At 52.5% G+C, this 21367-nt stretch carries 20 protein-coding genes; 17 read left to right on the plus strand and 3 right to left on the minus strand.

From position 1 onward, the window contains the following. Window positions 1–157: 157 nt before the first annotated feature. Window positions 158–886, minus strand: a complete 729-nt coding sequence (locus tag BIZ37_RS12915) for a glutathione peroxidase (RefSeq protein WP_187461855.1) — start codon at window positions 884–886, stop codon at window positions 158–160. 151 nt (window positions 887–1037) lie between these two features. On the opposite strand from BIZ37_RS12915, the gene oxyR reads away from it, so the two are divergent. Beyond that, a complete protein-coding gene (oxyR, locus tag BIZ37_RS12920) occupies window positions 1038–1940 on the plus strand; it encodes a DNA-binding transcriptional regulator OxyR (RefSeq protein WP_187461856.1) in 903 nt (300 codons plus the stop codon). Between the two features lie 82 nt (window positions 1941–2022). Here the strand turns inward: oxyR and BIZ37_RS12925 are convergent, their stop codons facing one another. Next, complete coding sequence (locus tag BIZ37_RS12925) at window positions 2023–4551, minus strand: PBP1A family penicillin-binding protein (RefSeq protein ID WP_187461857.1); 2529 nt, start codon at window positions 4549–4551, stop codon at window positions 2023–2025. 150 nt (window positions 4552–4701) lie between these two features. Here BIZ37_RS12925 and pilM point away from each other — a divergent pair, with 150 nt between their 5' ends. The 9 genes from pilM to BIZ37_RS12970 all read left to right on the plus strand — a co-directional run bounded on the left by pilM (window position 4702) and on the right by BIZ37_RS12970 (window position 13549). After that, a complete protein-coding gene (gene pilM, locus BIZ37_RS12930) occupies window positions 4702–5724 on the plus strand; it encodes a type IV pilus biogenesis protein PilM (RefSeq protein ID WP_187461858.1) in 1023 nt (340 codons plus the stop codon). Then, on the plus strand, window positions 5721–6290 hold the full coding sequence (locus BIZ37_RS12935) for a PilN domain-containing protein (RefSeq protein WP_187461859.1): 570 nt from the start codon (window positions 5721–5723) through the stop codon (window positions 6288–6290). The genes pilM and BIZ37_RS12935 overlap by 4 nt, the downstream gene beginning before the upstream one ends. Beyond that, window positions 6287–6877, plus strand: a complete 591-nt coding sequence (locus tag BIZ37_RS12940; protein WP_187461860.1) for a type 4a pilus biogenesis protein PilO — start codon at window positions 6287–6289, stop codon at window positions 6875–6877. Before BIZ37_RS12935 ends, BIZ37_RS12940 begins: the two co-directional genes overlap by 4 nt. Beyond that, window positions 6874–7404 carry a pilus assembly protein PilP gene (locus BIZ37_RS12945; RefSeq protein WP_187461861.1) on the plus strand — a complete coding sequence of 177 codons (531 nt, stop codon included), beginning with the start codon at window positions 6874–6876 and terminating at the stop codon, window positions 7402–7404. Before BIZ37_RS12940 ends, BIZ37_RS12945 begins: the two co-directional genes overlap by 4 nt. 19 nt (window positions 7405–7423) lie before the next feature. Next, on the plus strand, window positions 7424–9172 hold the full coding sequence (locus BIZ37_RS12950; protein ID WP_187461862.1) for a type IV pilus secretin PilQ: 1749 nt from the start codon (window positions 7424–7426) through the stop codon (window positions 9170–9172). Window positions 9173–9384: 212 nt separating this feature from the next. Beyond that, window positions 9385–9903 (plus strand): shikimate kinase AroK, encoded by a 519-nt coding sequence (aroK, locus tag BIZ37_RS12955; RefSeq protein ID WP_187461863.1) that lies wholly within the window; start codon window positions 9385–9387, stop codon window positions 9901–9903. A gap of 20 nt (window positions 9904–9923) precedes the next feature. Continuing rightward, the gene (gene aroB, locus BIZ37_RS12960) at window positions 9924–11003 is read left to right on the plus strand and encodes a 3-dehydroquinate synthase (RefSeq protein WP_187461864.1); all 1080 of its coding nucleotides are present in this window, start codon (window positions 9924–9926) and stop codon (window positions 11001–11003) included. Between the two features lie 15 nt (window positions 11004–11018). Then, window positions 11019–12620: an SPOR domain-containing protein gene (locus tag BIZ37_RS12965; RefSeq protein ID WP_187461865.1), complete on the plus strand. Its 1602-nt coding sequence runs from the start codon at window positions 11019–11021 to the stop codon at window positions 12618–12620. A gap of 104 nt (window positions 12621–12724) precedes the next feature. After that, on the plus strand, window positions 12725–13549 hold the full coding sequence (locus BIZ37_RS12970) for a Dam family site-specific DNA-(adenine-N6)-methyltransferase (protein WP_187461866.1): 825 nt from the start codon (window positions 12725–12727) through the stop codon (window positions 13547–13549). A 7-nt stretch (window positions 13550–13556) separates the two neighbouring features. On the opposite strand, the gene BIZ37_RS12975 is transcribed toward BIZ37_RS12970, so the two are convergent. Further along, entirely contained in the window at window positions 13557–13754 is a 198-nt protein-coding gene (locus BIZ37_RS12975) for a DUF2970 domain-containing protein (protein ID WP_187461885.1), read from the minus strand. A 202-nt stretch (window positions 13755–13956) separates the two neighbouring features. On the opposite strand from BIZ37_RS12975, the gene rpe reads away from it, so the two are divergent. The 7 genes from rpe (at window position 13957) to astD (ending at window position 21328) form a co-directional block, all read left to right on the plus strand. Then, window positions 13957–14631, plus strand: a complete 675-nt coding sequence (gene rpe, locus BIZ37_RS12980; protein WP_039469006.1) for a ribulose-phosphate 3-epimerase — start codon at window positions 13957–13959, stop codon at window positions 14629–14631. Beyond that, the gene (locus BIZ37_RS12985) at window positions 14631–15320 is read left to right on the plus strand and encodes a phosphoglycolate phosphatase (protein WP_187461867.1); all 690 of its coding nucleotides are present in this window, start codon (window positions 14631–14633) and stop codon (window positions 15318–15320) included. The genes rpe and BIZ37_RS12985 overlap by 1 nt, the downstream gene beginning before the upstream one ends. A gap of 85 nt (window positions 15321–15405) precedes the next feature. Further along, a complete protein-coding gene (gene trpS / locus BIZ37_RS12990; protein WP_187461868.1) occupies window positions 15406–16422 on the plus strand; it encodes a tryptophan--tRNA ligase in 1017 nt (338 codons plus the stop codon). Between the two features lie 121 nt (window positions 16423–16543). Then, the gene (locus tag BIZ37_RS12995; RefSeq protein ID WP_187461869.1) at window positions 16544–17119 is read left to right on the plus strand and encodes an aminodeoxychorismate/anthranilate synthase component II; all 576 of its coding nucleotides are present in this window, start codon (window positions 16544–16546) and stop codon (window positions 17117–17119) included. Window positions 17120–17524: 405 nt separating this feature from the next. Further along, the gene (locus BIZ37_RS13000; RefSeq protein WP_187461870.1) at window positions 17525–18739 is read left to right on the plus strand and encodes an aspartate aminotransferase family protein; all 1215 of its coding nucleotides are present in this window, start codon (window positions 17525–17527) and stop codon (window positions 18737–18739) included. A gap of 109 nt (window positions 18740–18848) precedes the next feature. Beyond that, window positions 18849–19859, plus strand: a complete 1011-nt coding sequence (gene astA / locus BIZ37_RS13005; protein WP_187461871.1) for an arginine N-succinyltransferase — start codon at window positions 18849–18851, stop codon at window positions 19857–19859. A gap of 11 nt (window positions 19860–19870) precedes the next feature. Beyond that, on the plus strand, window positions 19871–21328 hold the full coding sequence (gene astD, locus BIZ37_RS13010) for a succinylglutamate-semialdehyde dehydrogenase (protein ID WP_187461872.1): 1458 nt from the start codon (window positions 19871–19873) through the stop codon (window positions 21326–21328). Window positions 21329–21367: the final 39 nt, after the last annotated feature.

A 21367-nucleotide genomic window follows, 5' to 3' on the forward strand; every position in this document is an offset into this window, starting at 1 on the left:
TATACCAAGAATATGTAAGGAAGACATATGGTTCACCTCTTTCAATTTACCTACCCCAAGCGTAGAGGCTTAAGAGTGAGGCGGACCATATAATTAGCCCTCTTTGAAGAGGGCTTGTCGGTAGTGCAAGGGAGAAGTAGTTGTTATAGGGTTGGTATTATGCGAAGTATTTGTCCAGCTCTTCGCTGCCACCAATGTGCTTACCGCCGATGAATACCTGAGGTACCGTGCTACGGCCTGTGATCGCTCGCAAGCTGACGCTCGTCGCATCTTTTCCTAGCACGACTTCTTCGTAGTCCACACCTTTGTCGATTAGGGTTTGTTTGGCCTTGGCACAGAAAGAACAGCCCGGCTTGGTGAATACCGTAATGGACTCCTGAACCTGGTGTTCAGGGGCAATGTAGCCCAGCATAGTATCGGCATCAGACACCTTGAACGGGTCGCCCGGCTCATCGTTTTCGATGAACATTTTTTCAATGACGCCGTTTTTCACCAACATACTGTAGCGCCAAGAGCGAGCACCAAAGCCATGCTCTTCTTTGTTGACCAACATGCCCATGCCTTTTGAAAACTCGCCATTGCCGTCTGGGATAAAAGTGATGTTTTCGGCTTCCTGTTCGGCTTTCCATGCATTCATGACAAACGTATCGTTGACAGAAACGCATAGGATGTCGTCAATACCATGCTCGGCAAATACCGAAGCAAGTTCGTTATAACGAGGAAGGTGGCTTGAAGAACACGTTGGGGTAAAAGCACCAGGTAGGCTGAATACAACGACAGTTTTGTTAGCAAACAGCTCCTGTGTTGTCACGTCTACCCACTGATCGCCTTGTCGAGTGTGGAAAGTCACCTGAGGGATAGCTTGGCCTTCTTTGGATTCGAACATCTTTTATCCTCGTTAAATTCGTTGTTTTAGCAACTGGAGTCTGATTTTTATTGCTCCCTGTTGGTAAGGGGATTATGCAAATTTGACATTGATAGCTCTAATCGTTTGGTGTTATGGTTTTGATAGCTAATTTCTATCGATGTGGTGAGTGATGAATATCCGGGATCTCGAATATTTGGTGGCGCTGTCCGAGCACAAGCATTTCCGCAAAGCAGCAGAAGCTTGTTTTGTCAGCCAGCCGACCTTGAGCGGCCAGATCCGCAAACTAGAAGAAGAGCTGGGCGTCGCTTTACTAGAGCGTACCAGCCGCAAGGTACTTTTTACCGATGCCGGGTTGGCGCTGGTGGCGCAGGCGCAGAAAGTTTTGTTGGAGGTTAAGGTACTGACCGAGTTGGCCAGCGAGCAAGGCGGCAGTATGTCCGGGCCGTTGCATATCGGCTTTATCCCGACAGTTGGGCCTTACCTGTTGCCGCACATTATTCCCAAGATCAAAACCAACTTCCCGGAGCTGGAGTTGTTCCTGCACGAAGCGCAAACCCACCAGCTGGTACAGCAGCTGGAAGACGGTAAGTTGGATTGTATTATTTTGGCTGCTGTCAAAGAGAGTGAGCCGTTTATTGAGCTGCCTTTGTACCATGAGCCGATGGTACTGGCGGTGCCAGAAGATCACCAATGGTCTGAACTTCAGTCATTGCCGATGGACGAGTTGCACGGCCATACGTTGTTAATGCTTGGAGACGGGCACTGCCTACGCGATCAGGCAATGGGATTCTGCTTTGCCGCAGGGGCCCAGGAGGACGGTAGCTTCAAGGCGACCAGTTTGGAAACCCTGAGAAATATGGTGGCAGCGGGTAGTGGGATCACACTGATGCCAAAGTTGGCCACGCCAAAAGAACACCGCCGGGACGGGGTATGTTACATCTCTGCGGAAGATCCCGTACCGAGCCGTTTAATTACCTTGGCGTACCGTCCGGGTTCGCCGCTCAAAGGGCGTTATGAGAAGCTTGCGGAGCTGATCCAGTCACACTTGGAAGAGCAGCTTCCTGTATCTTAAGTCCGATACACGAAAGCTAAATGATATAGATAAAAAAACAGAGCGCAGGGCGCTCTGTTTTTGTTTCTGGCTTGGGGTTGCCCTAGAACAGCTCGTCAGAGCTATCTGATTCGAATATTCCCTCAGAGGCTGAATCACTGGCTGATTCAGTGGGTTCAGTGCCTTCTTCGAAGTACTCGAACATAGAGGTGTAATCGTTTTGGCTGCTGAGCTTACCGCTATCGCGGTCGATACGAACTTGGATAATATGCTCTGGCAGCTGCTTACGCTGGGCAGGGACATCTTCCAGTGCTTCTTTCATAAACTCGATCCATGCAGGCTGTGCTGTTTTCGCACCTGCTTCGGCGCCGGAGATCTGGTTCTTATCCTGGTTGTTATTCCATGCGGTACGACCAAGGTTGCGGCTATGGTCATCAAAGCCAACCCAGGCTGTCGCTACGATCCCCGGAGCAAAACCTGAGTACCAAGCATCTTTTGAGTCATTGGTCGTTCCCGTCTTACCACCAACATCGCGGCGTTTCAGTACCTGGCCACGCCAACCGGTTCCGTTCCAACCAGTGCCATGGCGCCAGTCACCACCACCCCAAATGTTGCTTTCTAGCATTTCTCGCACCAAGAAAGCGTTTTGCTCTGAGATCACCTGTTGGGCGTAGTGAGGGCCCTGTTGCTGTGGCTCGTCACCCAAATTCTCTTCGCTAATAGCAATATCGCTCAGGATTGGGTTTGAAGGTTGCTGCTGGGCAGTAAGGCCTTGTTGCTGTTGGCACTCATCGTTGCACACTACGGTCGGATTAGACTGGTAAACCACGTTTCCATTTGGGTCTTCAACACGTTCGATGAAGTAAGGCTCCACGTAGTAGCCGCCGTTGGCAAAGACGGCAAAGCCCTGTGCCACTTCCAGCGGGGTTAGGCTACCGGCACCCAGTGCCAGAGGCTCTGCACGTGGTAGATCTTTCTTCTTGAATCCGAAGCGGGTCAGGAAGTCGATGGTCTCGTCCAGGCCAACGTTTTGCAGTACGCGAACCGCCATGACGTTTTTCGACTGGGCTAGACCGATACGCAAGCGGGTTGGGCCGTTATATGTAGGCGGTGAGTTCTTTGGACGCCATGCGGTACCCATGCTCTGATCCCAACGGTTGATTGGTGCATCGTTGACCAAGCTAGCTAGTGTCATGCCGTTATCCAGCGCTGCCGAGTAGATAAACGGCTTGATTGCCGAGCCTACCTGGCGGATTGATTGGGTTGCACGGTTGAACTTGCTGTGGACAAAGTTGAAACCACCGACCATCGCCTTCACTGCACCGTCTTGCGGCGAGACCGCGACAAATGCCGTGTTGGCGTCAGGGACTTGGCTCAGTACCCAGTGTTCGCCGCGCTGCTGAACCCAGATTTGCTGGCCAGCCGCGAGGATGTCACTGGCGGTCTTCGGTGCAGGTCCTTGGCGGTTGTCAGTAATGAACTTACGGGCCCACTTCATGCCATCCCATTCGAGGGTATGCTGGTCGCCACCCTTTGCCTGCACTGTGGCTGTCTTACCTTCCACTTTAGTCACGACTGCTGGGATAAGTTGGCCGTAAGTAGGTTGCTTGGCAAGGTGGTCGTTGATCTGCTCGCTTGACCATACCGCCTGATCTGGCTTCCAGAGTATCTCTACAGCACCGCGGAAACCATGGCGCTGATCGTAGCCCAGTAGGTTATCGATGGCGGCCTGCTGGGCTGCATTTTGCAGCTTGGGATCAACGGTAGTGAAGACGCGCATACCTGAGGTGTAGGCATCCTCGCCGTAGCGGTTGATCATCCATGCCCGGGCCTGCTCCGCGAAATAGGGCGCACTCAGCTCAATTTCGGCGGTGTGGTAACGGGCAACGACTGGCTCGGCACGTGCTTGGTCAAATTCGGCCTGGGTAATGTGGTTCTCGGCCAGCATACGGCCCAATACCACATTACGGCGCGCTGTTGCACGGCTGGCTGAGTAGAGCGGGTTCATGGTCGAAGGTGCTTTTGGCAGGCCGGCAATGACGGCAATTTCGCTCAGCGTTAGCTGGCTGACTTCCTTGCCGTAGTACACCTGTGCTGCAGCGCCGACACCGTAGGCACGGTAGCCCAAGTAAATTTTATTGAGGTAAAGCTCAAGGATTTCATCTTTGGTCAGCAGCTGCTCGATATGGATAGCGATAAAAATCTCTTTGATCTTACGCATGATCTTCTTCTCGTTGGTGAGGAAGAAGTTACGCGCAAGCTGCTGGGTGATCGTACTTGCCCCTTGCTTGGCTGAGCCAGACGTTGCCACGACAAAAGCAGCACGGGCAATACCGATAGGGTCGATACCCGGGTGGTCGTAGTAGCGGCTGTCTTCAGTCGCTAGGACCGCATTGATCATTTGCGGCGGGATTTCATCAAGCGTCAGTGGGATGCGGCGTTGCTCACCAAACTGGGAGATCAATTTACCATCAGCACTGAAAACTTGCATAGGTGTCTGTAATTCAACATTTTTCAATGTGGCAACATCAGGCAACTCTGGTTTTACATAAAGGTAAAAGCCAAAAATTGTAGTGACTCCAAGAATTATGCAAACAATTGCAAATATGAGTAATCGCTTTATGAACTTCACTTGAGATTTCCCGTTACACCAGCATTCATGCGTTTAATCGGTTTCCACTAGTAGTATAAAGGTAACTATAGGAAATTTAACGCTAAATTGCTGGTGTTTGTTTTAAATAAGTAATTTGCTTTTCTGTCTAAAAAGGGAGCATAGCACGGTATGTTTCGGAACCCACTAACTATTGGGATTGATATCGGCCATCACAGCATTAAAGCGGTAGTGTTGAGGCAAAAAAAAACCGAGCTTGAGCTTGTCGCCTTCGCCGAAGTGGGATTACCCGCCCCAGTATCAAATAAGCAGAATAGCGTAATCAGCCCAGCCTTGTTGTCAGCCGTGCGTAAATTAAAAAAAAGCCTGCCGTTCGGGGCCCGTAAGGTGGTAATGGCGCTACCTGATAACGCGATTATCAGTAAGGTGATTCAGCTTGATAGCCACCTTTCAGAAGAGGAATCACTGTTTGCTGTAGAGCAGGCTATCAGTGCCTCATCGCCGTTTCCTATTGAAGAACTCCGGCTGGACTTTTTTCCTATGGCGGGTGGTTTGTTCGCCGAGCATTTGGACGAGCCGAGCCAGACCCACCCTGTGCAAGTGTATGCCGCCCGCAAGGACACCATCGATAGCCGGGTTGAGGTGCTGCGCCAGGCCCGTTTCGAGCCTGAAATCATGGAATTGCAAACCCATGCATTGGTCTGGCTTGAGCACTATCAGGCTGAACGGCAAGGTCGCGAAGGGGATTGGGGGGTTGTCGATATTGGTGAGCGGGTGACCGCAGTAGGGATTCGGAGCCCGGCTGGTACGGTGTATCGCCGAGAAATGTCATTTGGTAGTGAGGCGCTTTTCGGATCAGGCCCTAATGCTGATGGGGATCACTTTTTTGCTGGGGGTGTTAGTGACAAAGCGGAGCAGTTCACTAAGCAATTGGCTGATCAGTTAAAGCGCCAGCTTCAGCTTTACAGTACGACCTACCCGCGTTCTCCCTTGCGGGGCGTTTGGTTGTCCGGTGTTGGTATGGAACATGTTGTAGAGGAAATGTTGGCAAGGATGCTATCGGTTTCGGTGCAAAAGATACAACCATTAGCTGGCTTTCACCGCTCTGCCAAATTGGATTTGGCATTGGAAGGGCAGTCTTTTGGGCAGTTTGCAATTGCTGCTGGGTTGGCGATTCGGGGTTGTAGCCAATGATAGCGAAGATCAATTTATTACCATGGCGGGAGCAGGGCCAGAAGCGCTACAGGCAACGGTTTGGTTGGATGCTCGGGGGAGCAGTGTTGGCGGGCATGTTGCTGTTGTGCCTTAGCAACTGGTTGTTCGGTGGTCAGGTTGAACTGCAGGAACAGCGTAATGGCCGGATAAAGCAAGAAATTACCGTGCTGGAAACCAAATTATCTTTGTTGCCAGAGATGGATGCTCAGCGTGACGCTTTGCTCAAGCGACTATCAGTGATTACGGAAATCCAGAAAGGCCGTAACCATATCACCCGGTTGTTGAGCGTGTTACCCGGTTTGGTGCCCCAGGGGGTTTATCTTGAAGAGATTACGCTGACAGGTAACGAGGTGAAGTTCAGTGGCCGGGGGGAGTCCAATGGCCACTTGGCAGCCTTGTTGGCCAATGCTGAACAGTCCGAGTGGGTGAATGAGGTAACCATGTACTCGATAGTACGTGCCAACGAGAAGCAGGCACTGATCCGTTTTAATGCATCGTTTGTGTTGGTTTCAGAGCCACGGGTTGGGATTGGGAGGGGATCATGATTGATTGGCAAGAACTAGAACTTGACGAAATGCCAGACTGGCCGTTGCCTGCTCAGTTGCTCGTGACCTTTGTCGTTGCCTGCCTGATCATGGCTGCGGGCTATTGGTATTGGATCTCCCCTAAGCTCGATACCTTAGATCACCTTAAGTCCCAAGAGCATGAGTTGCGCCAGCAACTTATCAGGCGGGCTAGTCAAGTTGCGGCATTGCCGAAGGTCCGTGAGCTGGTGGAGATGCTTCAAGTGCGCTACCAACAAGTGGTAGAGCAGCTACCTGAAGAAGATGAGCTATCTAGCTTGTTAGCCAGTGTCAATGATATCGGAGTGAGTAATGGGCTTGAGTTCCAACGCATAGAGTGGGCTGCGCGGATTGAGCACCCTTTATATTTCGAACTGCCGTTAAACATCAATGTTCAAGGCCACTACGAAGATATTGGCCGTTTTGCTGCCGATATTGCCCAATTACCCCGAATCGTGTCACTGAAAGATATCGACTTGCGTTGGAGTCAACCCCAGCAAGAGATGTTGCAGCTCAAGGTATCTGCCACAACTTATCGCTTCAAAGCGCCGGCCGGGGAGGGACGATGAAAAATAGCAGTAAACCTATCCTTGGCTTTGGGCTATGGCTGGGGCTGGTGGGGTGCCACGCCAATGATAGCCCAGTCGAGCAGTTCATTAACCAGACATACCAACAGGCAGTGGCCGACGTGGAGCCTCTGGATGAGCAGCCGGTTTTCGAGGCAGAAGTCTTCGTTATGAGTAGTGGGCGGGTACCTTTTCAACACCCTAAGCCCGAATCGCCTTTGCTTGAGCCGGATGGCGGCAAATTATGTTGGCAGCCTGAATTAAGGGAACGTAGTTCGTTACTAGAAAGCTTTACATTAGAACAGCTAAGTATGCGAGGTGTCATTGGTGGTGCCGGCAAGGAGTGGGCCTTGGTATATACCCCGGGGGGGGCTTTGGCCAAGGTACGGGAAGGGAGCTATATCGGCAGGAACCATGGCAGGGTGACGAAAGTGAGCGCAAGTGAGATTGCGATTGAACAAATCATGCCGGATGGGGAAGGCTGCTGGCTGAAGATCCCGACAACATTGAGACTGGCGTCGCCAAAATAGCAGAGTAGAGATGGAACAAATGACAAGGAACAGCTTGCAAGGCCTGCTGACAAGATGGGCAAAAAAGGTGCTATGGGGCAGCGGACTATTACTGGTGGGGTATGTGCTGTTAATTAGCGGCGAATCGGTTGCAGGACAACATAATCAGATCAGCAATATTGATTTCTCCCGTGATACCCAAGGGGGCGGGGTGTTGGTGGTGGAACTGTCTGGCGGCGAGTTTGAGGTCGGTGCAAGGCGCATGGATAAGCAGCTGGTACTTGAGTTACCCCATACCGAGTTGCCTCAAGAGCTAGTCTATATACTTGATGTTAGTGATTTTGGTACACCGGTGTTGACGGTTGAGACCTTCAGCCATGAACGCGGAAGCCGGTTGGTCTTATCGTTGCTTGGGGATTACAGCTATGACTATACGACCCGTGATGAAACTGGGGCACCGAAGCTCTCGGTCACGGTGCAGCCGGCTTTGGTGGCGACGGGGGGACAGTCTCATACCAAAGGGGTGAGCTATGACAGCAAACCTATTTCAATTAACTTCCAGGATGTTCCGGTCCGCAATGTTTTGCAGTTGATCGCCGAATATAATGATTTCAATTTAGTGGTATCGGATTCGGTACAGGGGAATCTTACTTTGCGTCTGGACAAAGTGCCTTGGCAGCAGGTGCTCGATATTATTCTCCGTGCCAAGGGGTTGGATAAGCGAGAGCAAGGGGAGGTATTAATGATCGCCCCGAAGGAAGAGCTTGCTCGCAGCGAGCAGCAGGTTATGGAGTCCAAACGCAAAGCCGAAGAGCTCGCTTCGCTGCGCTCGGAGATTTTCAAGATCAACTATGCCAATGCGCTTGAGCTCGGTGGTCTGCTGCAGGGGACGGATGACGGTATCAGCATGTTATCAGCCAGAGGCTCCTTGCATATTGATGAGCGGACCAACTCCCTGATCATCAATGATATTCCTGGCAGCTTGGCGAATATTCGCGATATTGTCGTTGCCTTGGATATCCCCGTGCAGCAGGTGGAGATAGAAGCCCGAATAGTGACCGTCAATGAAGGAGATGTGGATGAGCTCGGGGTGCGCTGGGGGCTACTGAACTCCAACGGCAGCACCACGATAGGGGGCTCGATTGAAAGTAACTTGGGCTCGGCGGGCCTGTTGGAGATCGATGATAGTAAGGCGGTAGAGAATTTCCTTAATGTTAATCTGGGGGCAACCAAACCCGGGGCGTCGAGTATTGCTTTCCAAGTGGCAAAAGTGGGCGACATCCTGCTGGATTTGGAGTTGTCAGCGCTGCAATCCGAGCAAAAGGCTGAAATCATCTCTAGCCCAAGGTTGATGACCACCAACAAGAAAACGGCCTATATCGAACAAGGTACCGAAATCCCCTACCTAGAAGCCGCTTCCAGCGGTGCTGTCTCGGTGAGCTTTAAAAAAGCGGTGTTGAGCCTGATGGTAACCCCACAAATTACTTCGGACGGTAATTTGGTACTGGACTTGATTGTGACTCAGGATAAAAGAGGTGATGTCGTGCAGACAGGAACCGGTGAGGCCGTGGCTATTGATACGCAGCGCATAGGCACCCAGGTGTTGGTTGCCAATGGAGAGACGGTCGTGCTTGGCGGGATCTATCAGCATGAGTTCTATAATGATGTTAGAAAGGTACCGATACTGGGCGATTTGCCAGTGCTTGGGGCGTTGTTCCGACATAAGTTGGAGGAGTTAGGCAAGAAAGAATTACTGATTTTTGTCACACCAAAAATCGTCTATCAATGATCTGTTTTTTCAGGGGGCTGGGGCAATAATCGTCCCAGCATTGCGCCAGAACTGAATAAATCGCCACCTAGCTATTGCCAACAGCCGCCTTGTCCTGAGATAATTTTCGATCTTATCACGAATTAAATGTGAGGAAGTTGGCGCCTCGGGCTTGATTTATCGAAGCCTGCGGGCGGTGTCGTTTTATTAACCGCGCGTAAATATTGCTAAAAATGGCTGAAAAACGAAATATTTTCCTGGTCGGCCCAATGGGTGCCGGCAAAAGTACTATCGGTAGACACCTTGCACAGCAGCTGCATATGGAGTTCTTTGATTCAGATACAGAGATCGAAGATCGTACCGGTGCTGATATTAGCTGGGTATTCGATGTTGAAGGTGAAGATGGTTTCCGTGTTCGTGAAGAAAACGTGATTGACGATCTCACCCAAAAGCAGGGGATTGTACTGGCGACGGGTGGCGGCTCTGTGAAGAGCAAAGAAAGCCGTAACCGTCTGTCTGCTCGTGGCATTGTGGTATACCTTGAAACCACTATCGAGAAGCAGCTGGCACGTACACAGCGCGATAAAAAGCGTCCGCTACTGCAAACGGATACCCCTCGTGAAGTGTTGGAATCACTTGCAGGCGAGCGCAATCCATTGTATGAAGAAGTAGCAGACTATGTGGTTCGTACTGATGATCAGAGTGCCAAGGTCGTTGCTAACCAAATCATCAAAATGCTAGAAGAGCGCTAATCAATAAAAGAGAGCTGGCCATGGAACGGATCAACGTCAATCTTGGTGACAGAAGTTACCCAATCTCAATCGGCGCCGAGTTATTCGATAACCCGGCGTTGTTTTCCTCTGCCATCCCGGCAGGCCGACGCGTTGTTGTGGTCAGTAATGAAACGGTAGCCCCGCTGTATGCCGAGCAAATCATCGGGACTATCCGTTCGCTGCAATGCGACGTTGCTTTGCTGTCACTGCCTGACGGCGAGCAATACAAGACGCTAGATACCTTCAACCAAATCATGTCCTTCCTGCTAGAAGGCAACTATGGCCGAGATGTGGTCCTTGTTGCTTTGGGCGGTGGGGTAATTGGTGATGTTGTCGGTTTTGCGGCTGCCTGTTTCCAGCGTGGTGTGGATTTCGTGCAAGTTCCGACGACACTGCTGGCGCAGGTCGACTCCTCGGTCGGTGGCAAGACAGCTGTCAACCACCCGATGGGCAAGAATATGGTTGGTGCGTTCTACCAGCCGAAAGCGGTTGTGATCGATAACCATTGCCTAGGAACATTACCTGCACGTGAGTTTGCTGCCGGTATGGCCGAAGTGATCAAGTACGGTATTATTGCCGATGGCGATTTCTTTGTCTGGCTGGAGCAGAATATCGAGAAGCTCCAAGCGCTTGATAATGAAGCATTGAGCTATGCGATTGGCCGCTGCTGCCAGATCAAAGCTGATGTGGTTGCCGCTGACGAGAAAGAGTCAGGGGTAAGGGCACTGCTTAACCTGGGCCACACCTTTGGCCATGCGATTGAAGCTGAAATGGGTTATGGCAATTGGCTTCATGGCGAGGCGGTTGCTGCTGGTACTGTCCAGGCGGCACGTGCTGCACAACTACAGGGACTGATTGGCCCTGAAGAAGTTGAGCGTATCATTCGCTTGTTGGAAAAAGCTAACCTACCGGTCCACGGTCCGGAGGGGATGCCATTTGACGCTTATATGAAGCATATGATGCGTGACAAGAAGGTACTTTCAGGCCAGCTTCGCTTGATTTTACCGACCGGTATTGGCAGTGCAGAAGTTGTTGCTGGTGTACCGGAAGATGTACTGCGCCAAGCGGTACAAGCCTGATTCTGTTGGTTGCCTATGAGCCGCGGCCTGCACTTGAATCCGCTGGATTTGGACTCCCAAATCCAGCTTCTTTCCCGATTACAATTCCTTACCCGCTTTAGCTCTAACCTTATCCAGGTAACGGGCAGTGAAGGGACAGGCAAGACCTGGCTCTCTCAGCGTTACCTTGAACACTGGGCCGGTGACTCCCACCAGTCTTTGCTCCTTTGCCACCCCAACCAGCAAGACGGCCAGCACCGTTCAATTATCCTGCAGCAACTCGCTCCCAAGGCGGTATTCAATGAGCAGGACCCTCTGGGGCAAAGCCTCGAACGCTTATTCGAGCAGCAGCCAGTCAACGCATTGATAGTCGTTGATGATGCGCATTTGCTGAGCCCGGAGTTGGTGGCGGAATTGTGGGGTCTGGTCCAGCAGGCCCGCCTATACCCGGGGTGGCAGGTTAATGTCCTACTCTTTAGCCATACTGGCCGGCTCGATAAATACCTTGGCCAGTTGGTACAAGGCCAGGGCAATGCACCGTTGGAAGTGGAAATCGGCCCGTTGTCGGAACAAGAAGCCCAATTGATGGTCGAAATGATGTTCGATGGCGAGCACCTTGATGCACAGGGAAGGCGTCGGATCCGTGAGCATGCTTCAAGCTGCGCCCCTATTCCGGGGGAGTTGCTCAAGCTCGATTTAACAGAGGATAAGGATATGGCAGAGAGTCAATCCCGCCGTGTGTCGCCAATGGCGTTGCTAGGCGGGTTAGTGGTGGTTGCGGTTGCCGTGATTGCCTGGTTGTTTATACCGGCAGCAGAAGAAAAGCCGGATGTTGGCGGGGTGCCGCAGGCGCAACTGGACAGCTTGCCAGATGAACCCGTCACTCCCTCTACTACCAGCGATAGTTCGGAGGGTAGGCAACCCGGTGTGCAAATGGCCTTCGAAGATGACGGCGATGCCTTGCCACCGGATGTGTCGGTAGAAGGTATGACTGTCGGCCGTCGTGATACCAACACCAACCCTCGTGTAGTGGTACCTTCTGATGTGGTTGATGCCATGTTGGATGAACAGCAACTGGGAGGAACTGGTGAGCAAGCGGTGGCTGATCGCCAGGAGAGCTTGCAGCCAGAGTTGCCTGAAGGGCAGCCATTACAGTTGCCTGAAACTGAGCGGGGAAACGAGATACCTCAAGTCGAGCCGGTGAGTGAGTTGCCAGACGCGGCCTCGGCTGAGAATGTGGATAGTGATGATGCGGCTAGCGTCACCGAGGCATCTACAACAACTGTTGCTACTGGGACTACAGCTCCCACCGATGTTGCTGGCACGGAATCAATGGCCGAGGAGCTTGGCAGTAAGCTCCGGGGCGTTGCCCCCGAGCATTACGCGCTGCAACTGGCAGCCATGCGTTCGCTGCCGACCGCTCGGCAGTTTATCCTTGATTACAACATCGAATCGTTGGCAGAAGTCTATGAAACCCGCCGTAGCGGTGAAGCGTGGTTCATTATTGTGACGGGCGATTACCCGGATGTGCAATCGGCCCGTATAGCTGAAACCCGCCTACCGTCGCGCTTGCAGTCGGTCGACCCATGGGTGAAATCCTACCGTCAGATCCATACCGAAATGGATCGGGCCAAATAACCCGTTTCTTTGCCAGATATTTCCCTCAAGCGGTACAGACACAGATTGAAATGGTGTACAATCCGCCACCTTTCGTTACAAAGTCGGTATTGGTGGTCAGCTGAATGAAAAAGCATCGTGCATTCCTGAAATGGGCTGGAGGTAAATATTCTCTGGTCGAGGAGATCGAGCGCCACTTGCCGCCAGCGCGAAAGTTGGTTGAACCCTTTGTCGGTGCCGGTTCGGTATTTCTCAATACCGACTTCGAACAGTACCTGTTGGCCGATATCAACCCTGACTTGATTAACCTCTACAATATCCTCAAGGACAATCCCGAGCAGTATGTTCGTGATGCCAAGGCGATGTTCACCCCTGAATTCAACCAGAAAGGGGCCTACCTTGAGGTCCGTGAGGCTTTCAATAAAACCGACGATACGTATTTACGCTCGCTGTACTTCTTGTACATGAACCGACATGGCTTCAATGGCCTGTGTCGCTACAACAAGAAGGGTGGCTTCAACGTACCGTTCGGTTCATATAAAAAGCCATATTTCCCGGAAGATGAGCTGTTCTATTTTGCGGAGAAAGCGAAACGAGCCACGTTTGTCTGCGAAGGGTACCATCAGACGTTCTCACGTGCCCGCAAAGGCTGTGTGGTGTACTGTGATCCCCCGTATGCTCCGCTATCAACCACGGCCAACTTTACCTCCTATGCAGGCAATGGCTTTAGCCTTGATGATCAGGCGGCTCTGGCTGATGCTGCCGAGAGGGCCGCTACCGAGCGCGAGATCCCGGTACTGATCTCCAACCATGATACGACCTTGACCCGCCGCCTTTACCACGGTGCCGAATTATCTGTGGTTAAAGTAAAGCGAACCATCAGCCGAAATGGTAGTGGCCGCAACAAGGTTGATGAGTTGCTGGCCCTGTTTAAGCCGTCAAACGATTAAGCACCGCTCACCCTCCAGCAACCAGCTGGCTGACGGCAACCAGCACCCCGACAAATAGCGCAATAGCAGCGATACCGGCCAAGATAAAGGGCAGCGGGCGCTGCTGGCTAAAATCAATCTCCCTGTTTTTCTCCGACTGCACCCCAAACAGTGCCCCCGCAATACTTTTGATCAGGTTTGGGCGGGGTGGTTTGCGCTCTGCCATGGCGTATCTCCGTATATACCCACATAAAACGATTATCTTTGTTTGCCATATCTGCCACCGGTCGTATACCGCTGCATGATGGTAAGTGTAGTTGCCCTGTGGCACACCCATCTTGAAATCCGGTAAGACATCATCTTGATGATCGGGTAGAATTGCGCCGACTTCCGATAACGTTTTCGTTTGTACCGTATAGAGGCTGAACATGAAGGACTTTTTGATCGCTCCATCTATCCTGTCTGCAGATTTTGCTCGTCTTGGCGAGGATGTAGAGAAAGTATTGGCAGCTGGTGCCGATGTTGTGCACTTTGACGTGATGGACAACCACTACGTACCGAACCTGACTTTTGGTGCCCCGGTGTGTAAGGCCCTGCGTGATTACGGTATTACTGCGCCGATCGACGTGCACCTGATGGTCAAGCCGGTGGATCGCATTATCCCTGATTTTGCCAAGGCAGGTGCCACTATGATCACCATCCATGCCGAAGCGACTGAGCACCTGGACCGTTCGCTACAGCTGATCAAAGAGCACGGCTGTCAGGCCGGCGTGGTATTCAACCCGGCAACCCCGCTGCACTACCTTGACTACATCATGGACAAGGTTGACATGATCCTGCTGATGTCGGTTAACCCTGGTTTTGGTGGCCAGTCGTTCATCCCTGCGACATTGGACAAGCTGCGTGAAGTGCGTAAGCGCATTGATGCTTCAGGCCGTCAGATCCGCCTTGAAATCGACGGTGGTGTGAAGGTCGACAATATCCGCGAAATCGCCGAAGCCGGTGCCGATATGTTTGTTGCGGGCTCGGCAATTTTCAGCCAGCCGGACTACAAAGCCGTGATCGATGAAATGCGTGCAGAGCTGGCCAAGGTTGAACGCTAATGAGCCAGTTTAGCGGTATTGATTTTATTGCTTTTGACCTCGACGGCACGCTGCTCGACAGCGTGCCGGACCTGGCCGATGCAGCAGACAAAACCATGCGGGCCTTGGGCCGTGCTGGGGTGACAGTTGAGCAGGTCACGACCTGGATTGGTAATGGGGCCGACATTTTGATCGGTCGTGCCCTGAGCCAGAGCGTTGATGTTGACCCTGATTTAGATCCAGCTTTGCACCGCGAAGCGAGGGCGTTGTTTGATCGCTTCTACGAAGAAGGTGGCCATGAAAAGAGCGCACTCTACCCTGGGGTAAAAGAAACACTGGCGGCATTCCATGAAGCCGGGATCCCGATGGCTATCGTGACCAACAAGCCGGCCCAGTTCGTGCCGCATTTGCTTGAAGAGCACGGCATCGCCGATTATTTTGTCGATGTCATCGGTGGCGATACATTCCCGCTGAAAAAGCCGGATCCTTTCGCCCTGAACTGGTTGCTGGATAAGCACCAGATCACGGCAGAGAAGATGTTGATGGTCGGCGACTCCCGTAACGATATCTTGGCGGCAAAAGCGGCGTCATGTTATGTTGTGGGGCTGACTTACGGTTACAACTATGGTCAGCCGATCAGTGAAAGTAACCCAGATATTGTACTGGATCACTTCAGTCATCTGGCAGAAGTGGTTAAACTAGGCAGCTAGTACGCTCGGTGTTATTCCGGGCATGGACAGATATTGTGTCTGCGGCAGAGGCCGCAGCTTTTTTGTGACATAGGAAAATCTCATCATGACCAAACCCATTGTATTGAGTGGCGTACAGCCTTCAGGTGAATTAAGTATCGGTAATTATCTGGGTGCGCTGCGTCAGTGGGAACAGATGCAGGATGATTATGATTGTCAGTACTGTGTCGTTGACCTGCATGCCATTACCGTGCGCCAGGATCCAAAAGCGCTGCACGAAGCCACGCTGGATGCTTTGGCAATTTGCTTGGCTGTCGGCGTTGATCCGAAGAAGAGCACTTTGTTTGTACAATCGCACGTGCCTGAACATGCCCAGCTTGGTTGGTTGTTGAACTGCTACACCCAAATGGGTGAGCTGAGCCGTATGACCCAGTTCAAGGACAAGTCACAGCGCCACGCTAACGATGTGAATGTTGGCCTGTTTGGCTACCCGGTATTGATGGCGGCCGATATCCTGCTATACGGTGCCCATCAGGTACCAGTGGGTAGCGATCAGAAGCAGCACTTGGAACTGGCGCGTGATATCGCAACCCGTTTCAACAACATCTACGGTGATGGCGAAGCGATCTTCCAGGTGCCTGAGCCATACATCCCGACGGTCAACGCACGCGTGATGAGCCTGCAGGATGCGACCAAGAAGATGTCGAAGTCGGATGATAACCGTAAGAACGTGATCACCCTGCTGGAAGAGCCGAAGTCGATCATCAAGAAGATCAACAAGGCGCAGACAGATACCGAGACCCCACCACGTATCGCTCACGACATCGAGAACAAAGCCGGTATCTCTAACTTGATGGGCCTATACTCTGCAGCGACTGGCAAGACGTTTGCTGAAATTGAAGCGCAGTACCAAGGCGTTGAGATGTATGGTCCGTTCAAGAAAGATGTTGGTGAAGCGATTGTCGCGATGCTGGAGCCTATCCAGTCTGAATACCATCGCATCCGTGCTGACCGTGCTTTCCTTGATGAAGTAATGAAAGCCGGTGCCGAGAAGGCGTCAGCCCGCGCAGCAGAAACTTTGAAGAAAGCGTACGCAGCAGTAGGTTTTGTTGCACGCCCATAAGCGCAATGCAGTTGTAAACACCGAAAACCGGCCTCTGGCCGGTTTTTTTTCGTCTAAGCTTGCCTTTCTGCTGTCCTGCTGCACAATAGGCCGCTGTAATTTCCAGTGAGCAGAAGTACCCATGCTATTGATGATCGATAACTACGACTCGTTTACCTACAACCTCTACCAGTATTTCTGTGAGCTGGGCGCCGAGGTTAAGGTGGTGCGTAATGACGAAATCGACATTGCCGGCATCGAGGCTATGGCACCTTCTCATCTGGTGATTTCTCCGGGGCCCTGTACCCCGAATGAAGCGGGGATCTCGCTGGAGGCAATCCGCCATTTTGCAGGCAAACTACCCATCCTGGGGGTGTGCCTTGGCCATCAGTCTATCGCTCAAGTATATGGTGGCGATGTTGTCCGCGCCCGTCAGGTCATGCACGGCAAGACGTCTCCCGTCACTCATACTGACAGCAGTGTGTTTGCTGGCTTGAATAACCCACTTACAGTCACCCGCTATCATTCGCTGGTGGTTAAAGCTGACACCCTGCCAGATTGTTTCGAAGTCACGGCCTGGACAGAAAAAGACGGTGAGCGTGATGAAATTATGGGGATCCGCCATAAGAGCTTGCCTATCGAAGGGGTCCAGTTTCACCCGGAAAGCATTTTGACCGAGCAGGGACACCAGTTGTTAGCGAACTTCCTCCGTCGCTGAGCCTAAAGGCATAAGGGCAGCACGAAATGCTGCCTGACCCCAGCGACCCATCACTTTACGCCAATCCATCTCACCTCGAATTAGTAAAAAAGCGCTTCATTTAGCGTTTTGACAGTCTCAATCCCGCGATCTTTGTCACTTTTTTTAACATTTCTGCATCTTTTTCGTTTTTTTTGGCACGGAAAGATTATGCAGGCTGAAGGCTCGTTATCACTTTATTTCCTTGCGGGAAAAACACCTTTTAGTGTTTGGGGCTTAATAAGTTTTCCCCAACCCCGCATAAATATGTATTTTGTAGGAGATTAACCGTTAACTGATAGGGAATAAAAAAATATTCTGCTATTGGAATTGGTTAATAAAATGTAAATACTATGCTTAGGGCAAAAACGTTAGAAGGAAACAATAATGGCAAAGGAGTATAAAGTCGATCGTCAGGTGTTCGATGAAGTGATGGTGCCGTGTTACGCACCGATGCAGATGATCCCGGTTAAGGGGCAGGGTGCACGGGTGTGGGATCAGGAAGGTCGGGAATATGTCGACTTTGCTGGCGGTATTGCCGTGAGCTGCCTGGGCCACTGCCACCCGGTTATGGTTGATGCGCTGAAGGCGCAGGCCGAGCAGATTTGGCACCTGAGCAATGTGATGACCAACGAGCCGGCACTGCGACTGGCCAAACTGCTTACTGAGCACAGCTTTGCCGATAAAGTCTTCTTTGCCAACTCCGGTGCCGAGGCCAACGAGGCAGCATTGAAACTGGCCCGTCGTTACGCGGCGGACAAGTTTGGCCCGGAGAAGTCCGAGATTATTTCTTTTAAACAAGGCTTCCACGGCCGTACTTTCTTTACCGTAACGGTCGGTGGCCAAGAGGCCTACTCCGATGGCTTCGGGCCGAAACCGGGAGCAGTCACCCATCTAGCCTACAATGATCTGTCCAGCCTGGCCGAGCATATGTCGGAGCGTACCTGTGCGGTGATGATGGAGCCGCTGCAGGGCGAGGGCGGTATCGTGTCGCCAACTCCAGAGTTTGTTCAGGGTGTCCGTGAACTGTGTGACAAACACAATGCGCTGCTGATTTTCGATGAAGTACAAACCGGTAATGGGCGGACAGGTGACTTCTATGCTTATCAGGGCTTGGGTGTTACCCCGGATATTCTGAGTACGGCGAAATCACTCGGTGGCGGCTTCCCTATTGGTGCCATGCTGACGACCGCAGAACTGGCGGCCCACCTGAAAATCGGTACCCACGGTTCAACTTACGGCGGTAACCCACTGGCTTGTGCCGTGGCCGAAGCTGTCGTGAGTGAAGTCACCAAGCCGGAAGTGCTGGCAGGCGTCAAGCAGCGCGAGCAATGGTTCCGTGAGGCGCTAGAAGCGATCAATGCCAAGTATCCGGTATTTGCTGAAATTCGCGGTAAGGGCCTGTTGCTTGGCGCGGCGCTCAATGAGGAGTGGCAGGGCCGGGCAAGGGATATCTTGCTGGCAGCAGGAGAGGAAGGCCTGATGGTACTGGTTGCCGGTACCAATGTGGTGCGCTTTACCCCGTCTTTGGTGATCGACAAAGCCGATATCGATGAGGGCATGGCCCGCCTCGAGCGCGCTATCGCCAAGATCTATTCATAATTTAATCTAACTGGGGCGGCTGGCAGGAGCTTGGCCGCACCCTCCGGCCCTATGCCGGTCTTATCACTAGTTGGCAGCTAAGCTGCAGCTTGCATCAGGAGGGAGTTCGATGCTGGTTATACGTCCTATTACTGCCGCGGATCTACCTGCACTACTACAGTGTGCGGAAGAGTCGGGCCATGGTTTCACCTCGCTACCGGTTAATGAGGAAATCCTCGCTAACCGCATTCAGCATTCCGAAGAGAGTTTTGCCAAGGCTGTCACCCAGCCGGGCTCGGAAGGTTACCTGATGGTGGCAGAAGATACCGAAACCGGGGAAATTGCAGGGACGACGGCTATCGAGGCCGCGATTGGGTTGGATAACCCATTTTACACCTATCACCTGAGTACCGTGGTGCATTCGTCACGCCGGCTCAACGTCCACAACGTGGTGAAAGTACTGACCTTCGGTAATGATTACACCGGTGTGAGTGAGCTTTGCACCTTGTTCTTGCGCCCGGAGTGGCGTCAGGGCCTGAATGGCCGTCTGTTATCCAAGTGCCGTTTCTTGATGATGGCACAGCACCCGGAGCGTTTTGACAACACAGTGATTGCAGAGATGCGAGGGGTGTCGGACGAAGACGGTAATTCACCATTCTGGGAGTGGCTCAAAGAGCACTTCTTCTCGATTGATTTTACCTTGGCCGATTACCTGACCGGTATTGGCAAAAAGGGCTTCATTGCCGATTTGATGCCGAAGCTGCCAATCTACGTTAACTTGCTCAGCCCTGAAGCGCAGGCCGTGATTGGGCAGGTGCATGAAAAAACGCGCCCGGCACTTCGCTTGCTGGAGAAGGAAGGCTTCACCTGCCGTGGTTATGTCGACATTTTCGATGCCGGCCCAACCGTTGAATGCGATGCCAGAAATATCGAATCGGTACGCCATTCCCAGTTATGCCGGGTCGAAATCGGCCAGCCGACCGGCCAAGCCGACAGTATTGTCAGCAATACCTCATTTACCCACTTCCGCGCAGTCGTCGACAAGGTAGATGTCTTGAATGGGACGGCTTTGATCAGTGCAGAAGCTGCCAAGGCACTGGACGTTAAACAAGGGGATCAGGTTCGCCTGATCGCCCAGTAAAGGAGAACACCATGACCCAATGGATTGCAGGCCGCTGGTTAGCCGGCGAAGGACAAGCGATGCAGTCGCTCAACCCTTACACCAGTGATGTTGTGTGGCAGGGGCTGTCAGCGACTGCCGAACAGGTCGAGCAGGCGGTGTCAGCGGCGAGAGCGGCATTGGTGAGTTGGCGCAAGACACCGTTTGTCGAGCGCCAGGCAATCGTTGAGCGTTTTGCCGAGTTGGTCAAAGCACATAGCGAAGCTATTGCTGTGGTCATTGCCGAGGAAACCGGCAAGCCGTTGTGGGAAACCCGTACCGAAGCGGGCGCAATGGTTGGCAAGATTGCAATATCGCTACGTGCCTACCAGGAGCGGACAGGCGAGAAACAAAAAGAGGTTGCCGGTACCCAGGCTGTACTTCGCCACCGTCCATTGGGGGTAATGGCAGTCTTTGGCCCCTATAATTTCCCGGGCCATTTGCCCAACGGCCATATCGTCCCGGCATTGCTGGCCGGTAACACCGTGGTGTTCAAGCCGTCGGATTTGACCCCTAAAGTGGCGGAAGAGACCATGAAGTTGTGGCAGCAGGCAGGTTTGCCTGATGGCGTCATCAACTTGGTGCAGGGGGCGCGCGCTACCGGTGAAGCGTTGGCAGGGGCCAAAGGCATTGATGGTTTGCTGTTTACCGGCAGTGCCAATACCGGTCACTTGCTCCACCGCCAGTTTGCCGGGCAACCGGGCAAGATGCTGGCGCTTGAGATGGGTGGCAATAATCCAATGGTGATCTCCCGTCACTATGGCGAGTTGGATGCTACTGTCTACACTATTATTCAGTCTGCCTTCATTAGTGCTGGCCAGCGCTGTACCTGCGCCCGCCGTCTCTACTTGCCACATGGTGAGGAAGGGGATCGTATCTTGGCGCGTTTGCTGGAACTGACCCGCCAGATCCGAGTGGGTGGTCAGTTTGATGAACCGGCCCCATTTATGGGGGCACAAGTCTCGGTCCAGGCTGCTGATAACATTATGCAGGCCCAGTCGCAGTTGCTTGAGTTAGGTGGTGAGGCACTATTGCCTGCAACCCGTGGCCAAGGGGCGATTGTGACCCCAGGGATCATCGATGTCAGCCAGATCGCTGAGTTGCCGGATGAGGAATACTTTGGTCCTTTGCTGCAGGTTGCCCGTTATCATGAGCTGGATGATGCGGTGGAGAAAGCCAATGATACCCGCTATGGGTTGTCTGCCGGTTTGGTTTCAACCGATGATAGCGAGTGGCAATACTTTATCGAGCATATCCGTGCCGGGATTGTGAACCGCAACCGCCAGTTAACCGGGGCCAGTGGTGATGCGCCATTTGGCGGACCGGGAGCATCTGGCAACTTACGGCCAAGCGCCTATTACGCGGCAGACTACTGTGCGTACCCGATGGCATCGATGGAAGGTGAGCAGACTGAGTTACCTGCCCAGTTATCACCGGGCATCACGCTTTGATGGCCGTCAATCATTCACCAGCCAAAGAGGATAGCGAGC

The sequence above is a fragment of the Photobacterium sp. BZF1 genome, from assembly GCF_014349205.1.
Classification (GTDB): Bacteria; Pseudomonadota; Gammaproteobacteria; order Enterobacterales; family Vibrionaceae; genus Photobacterium.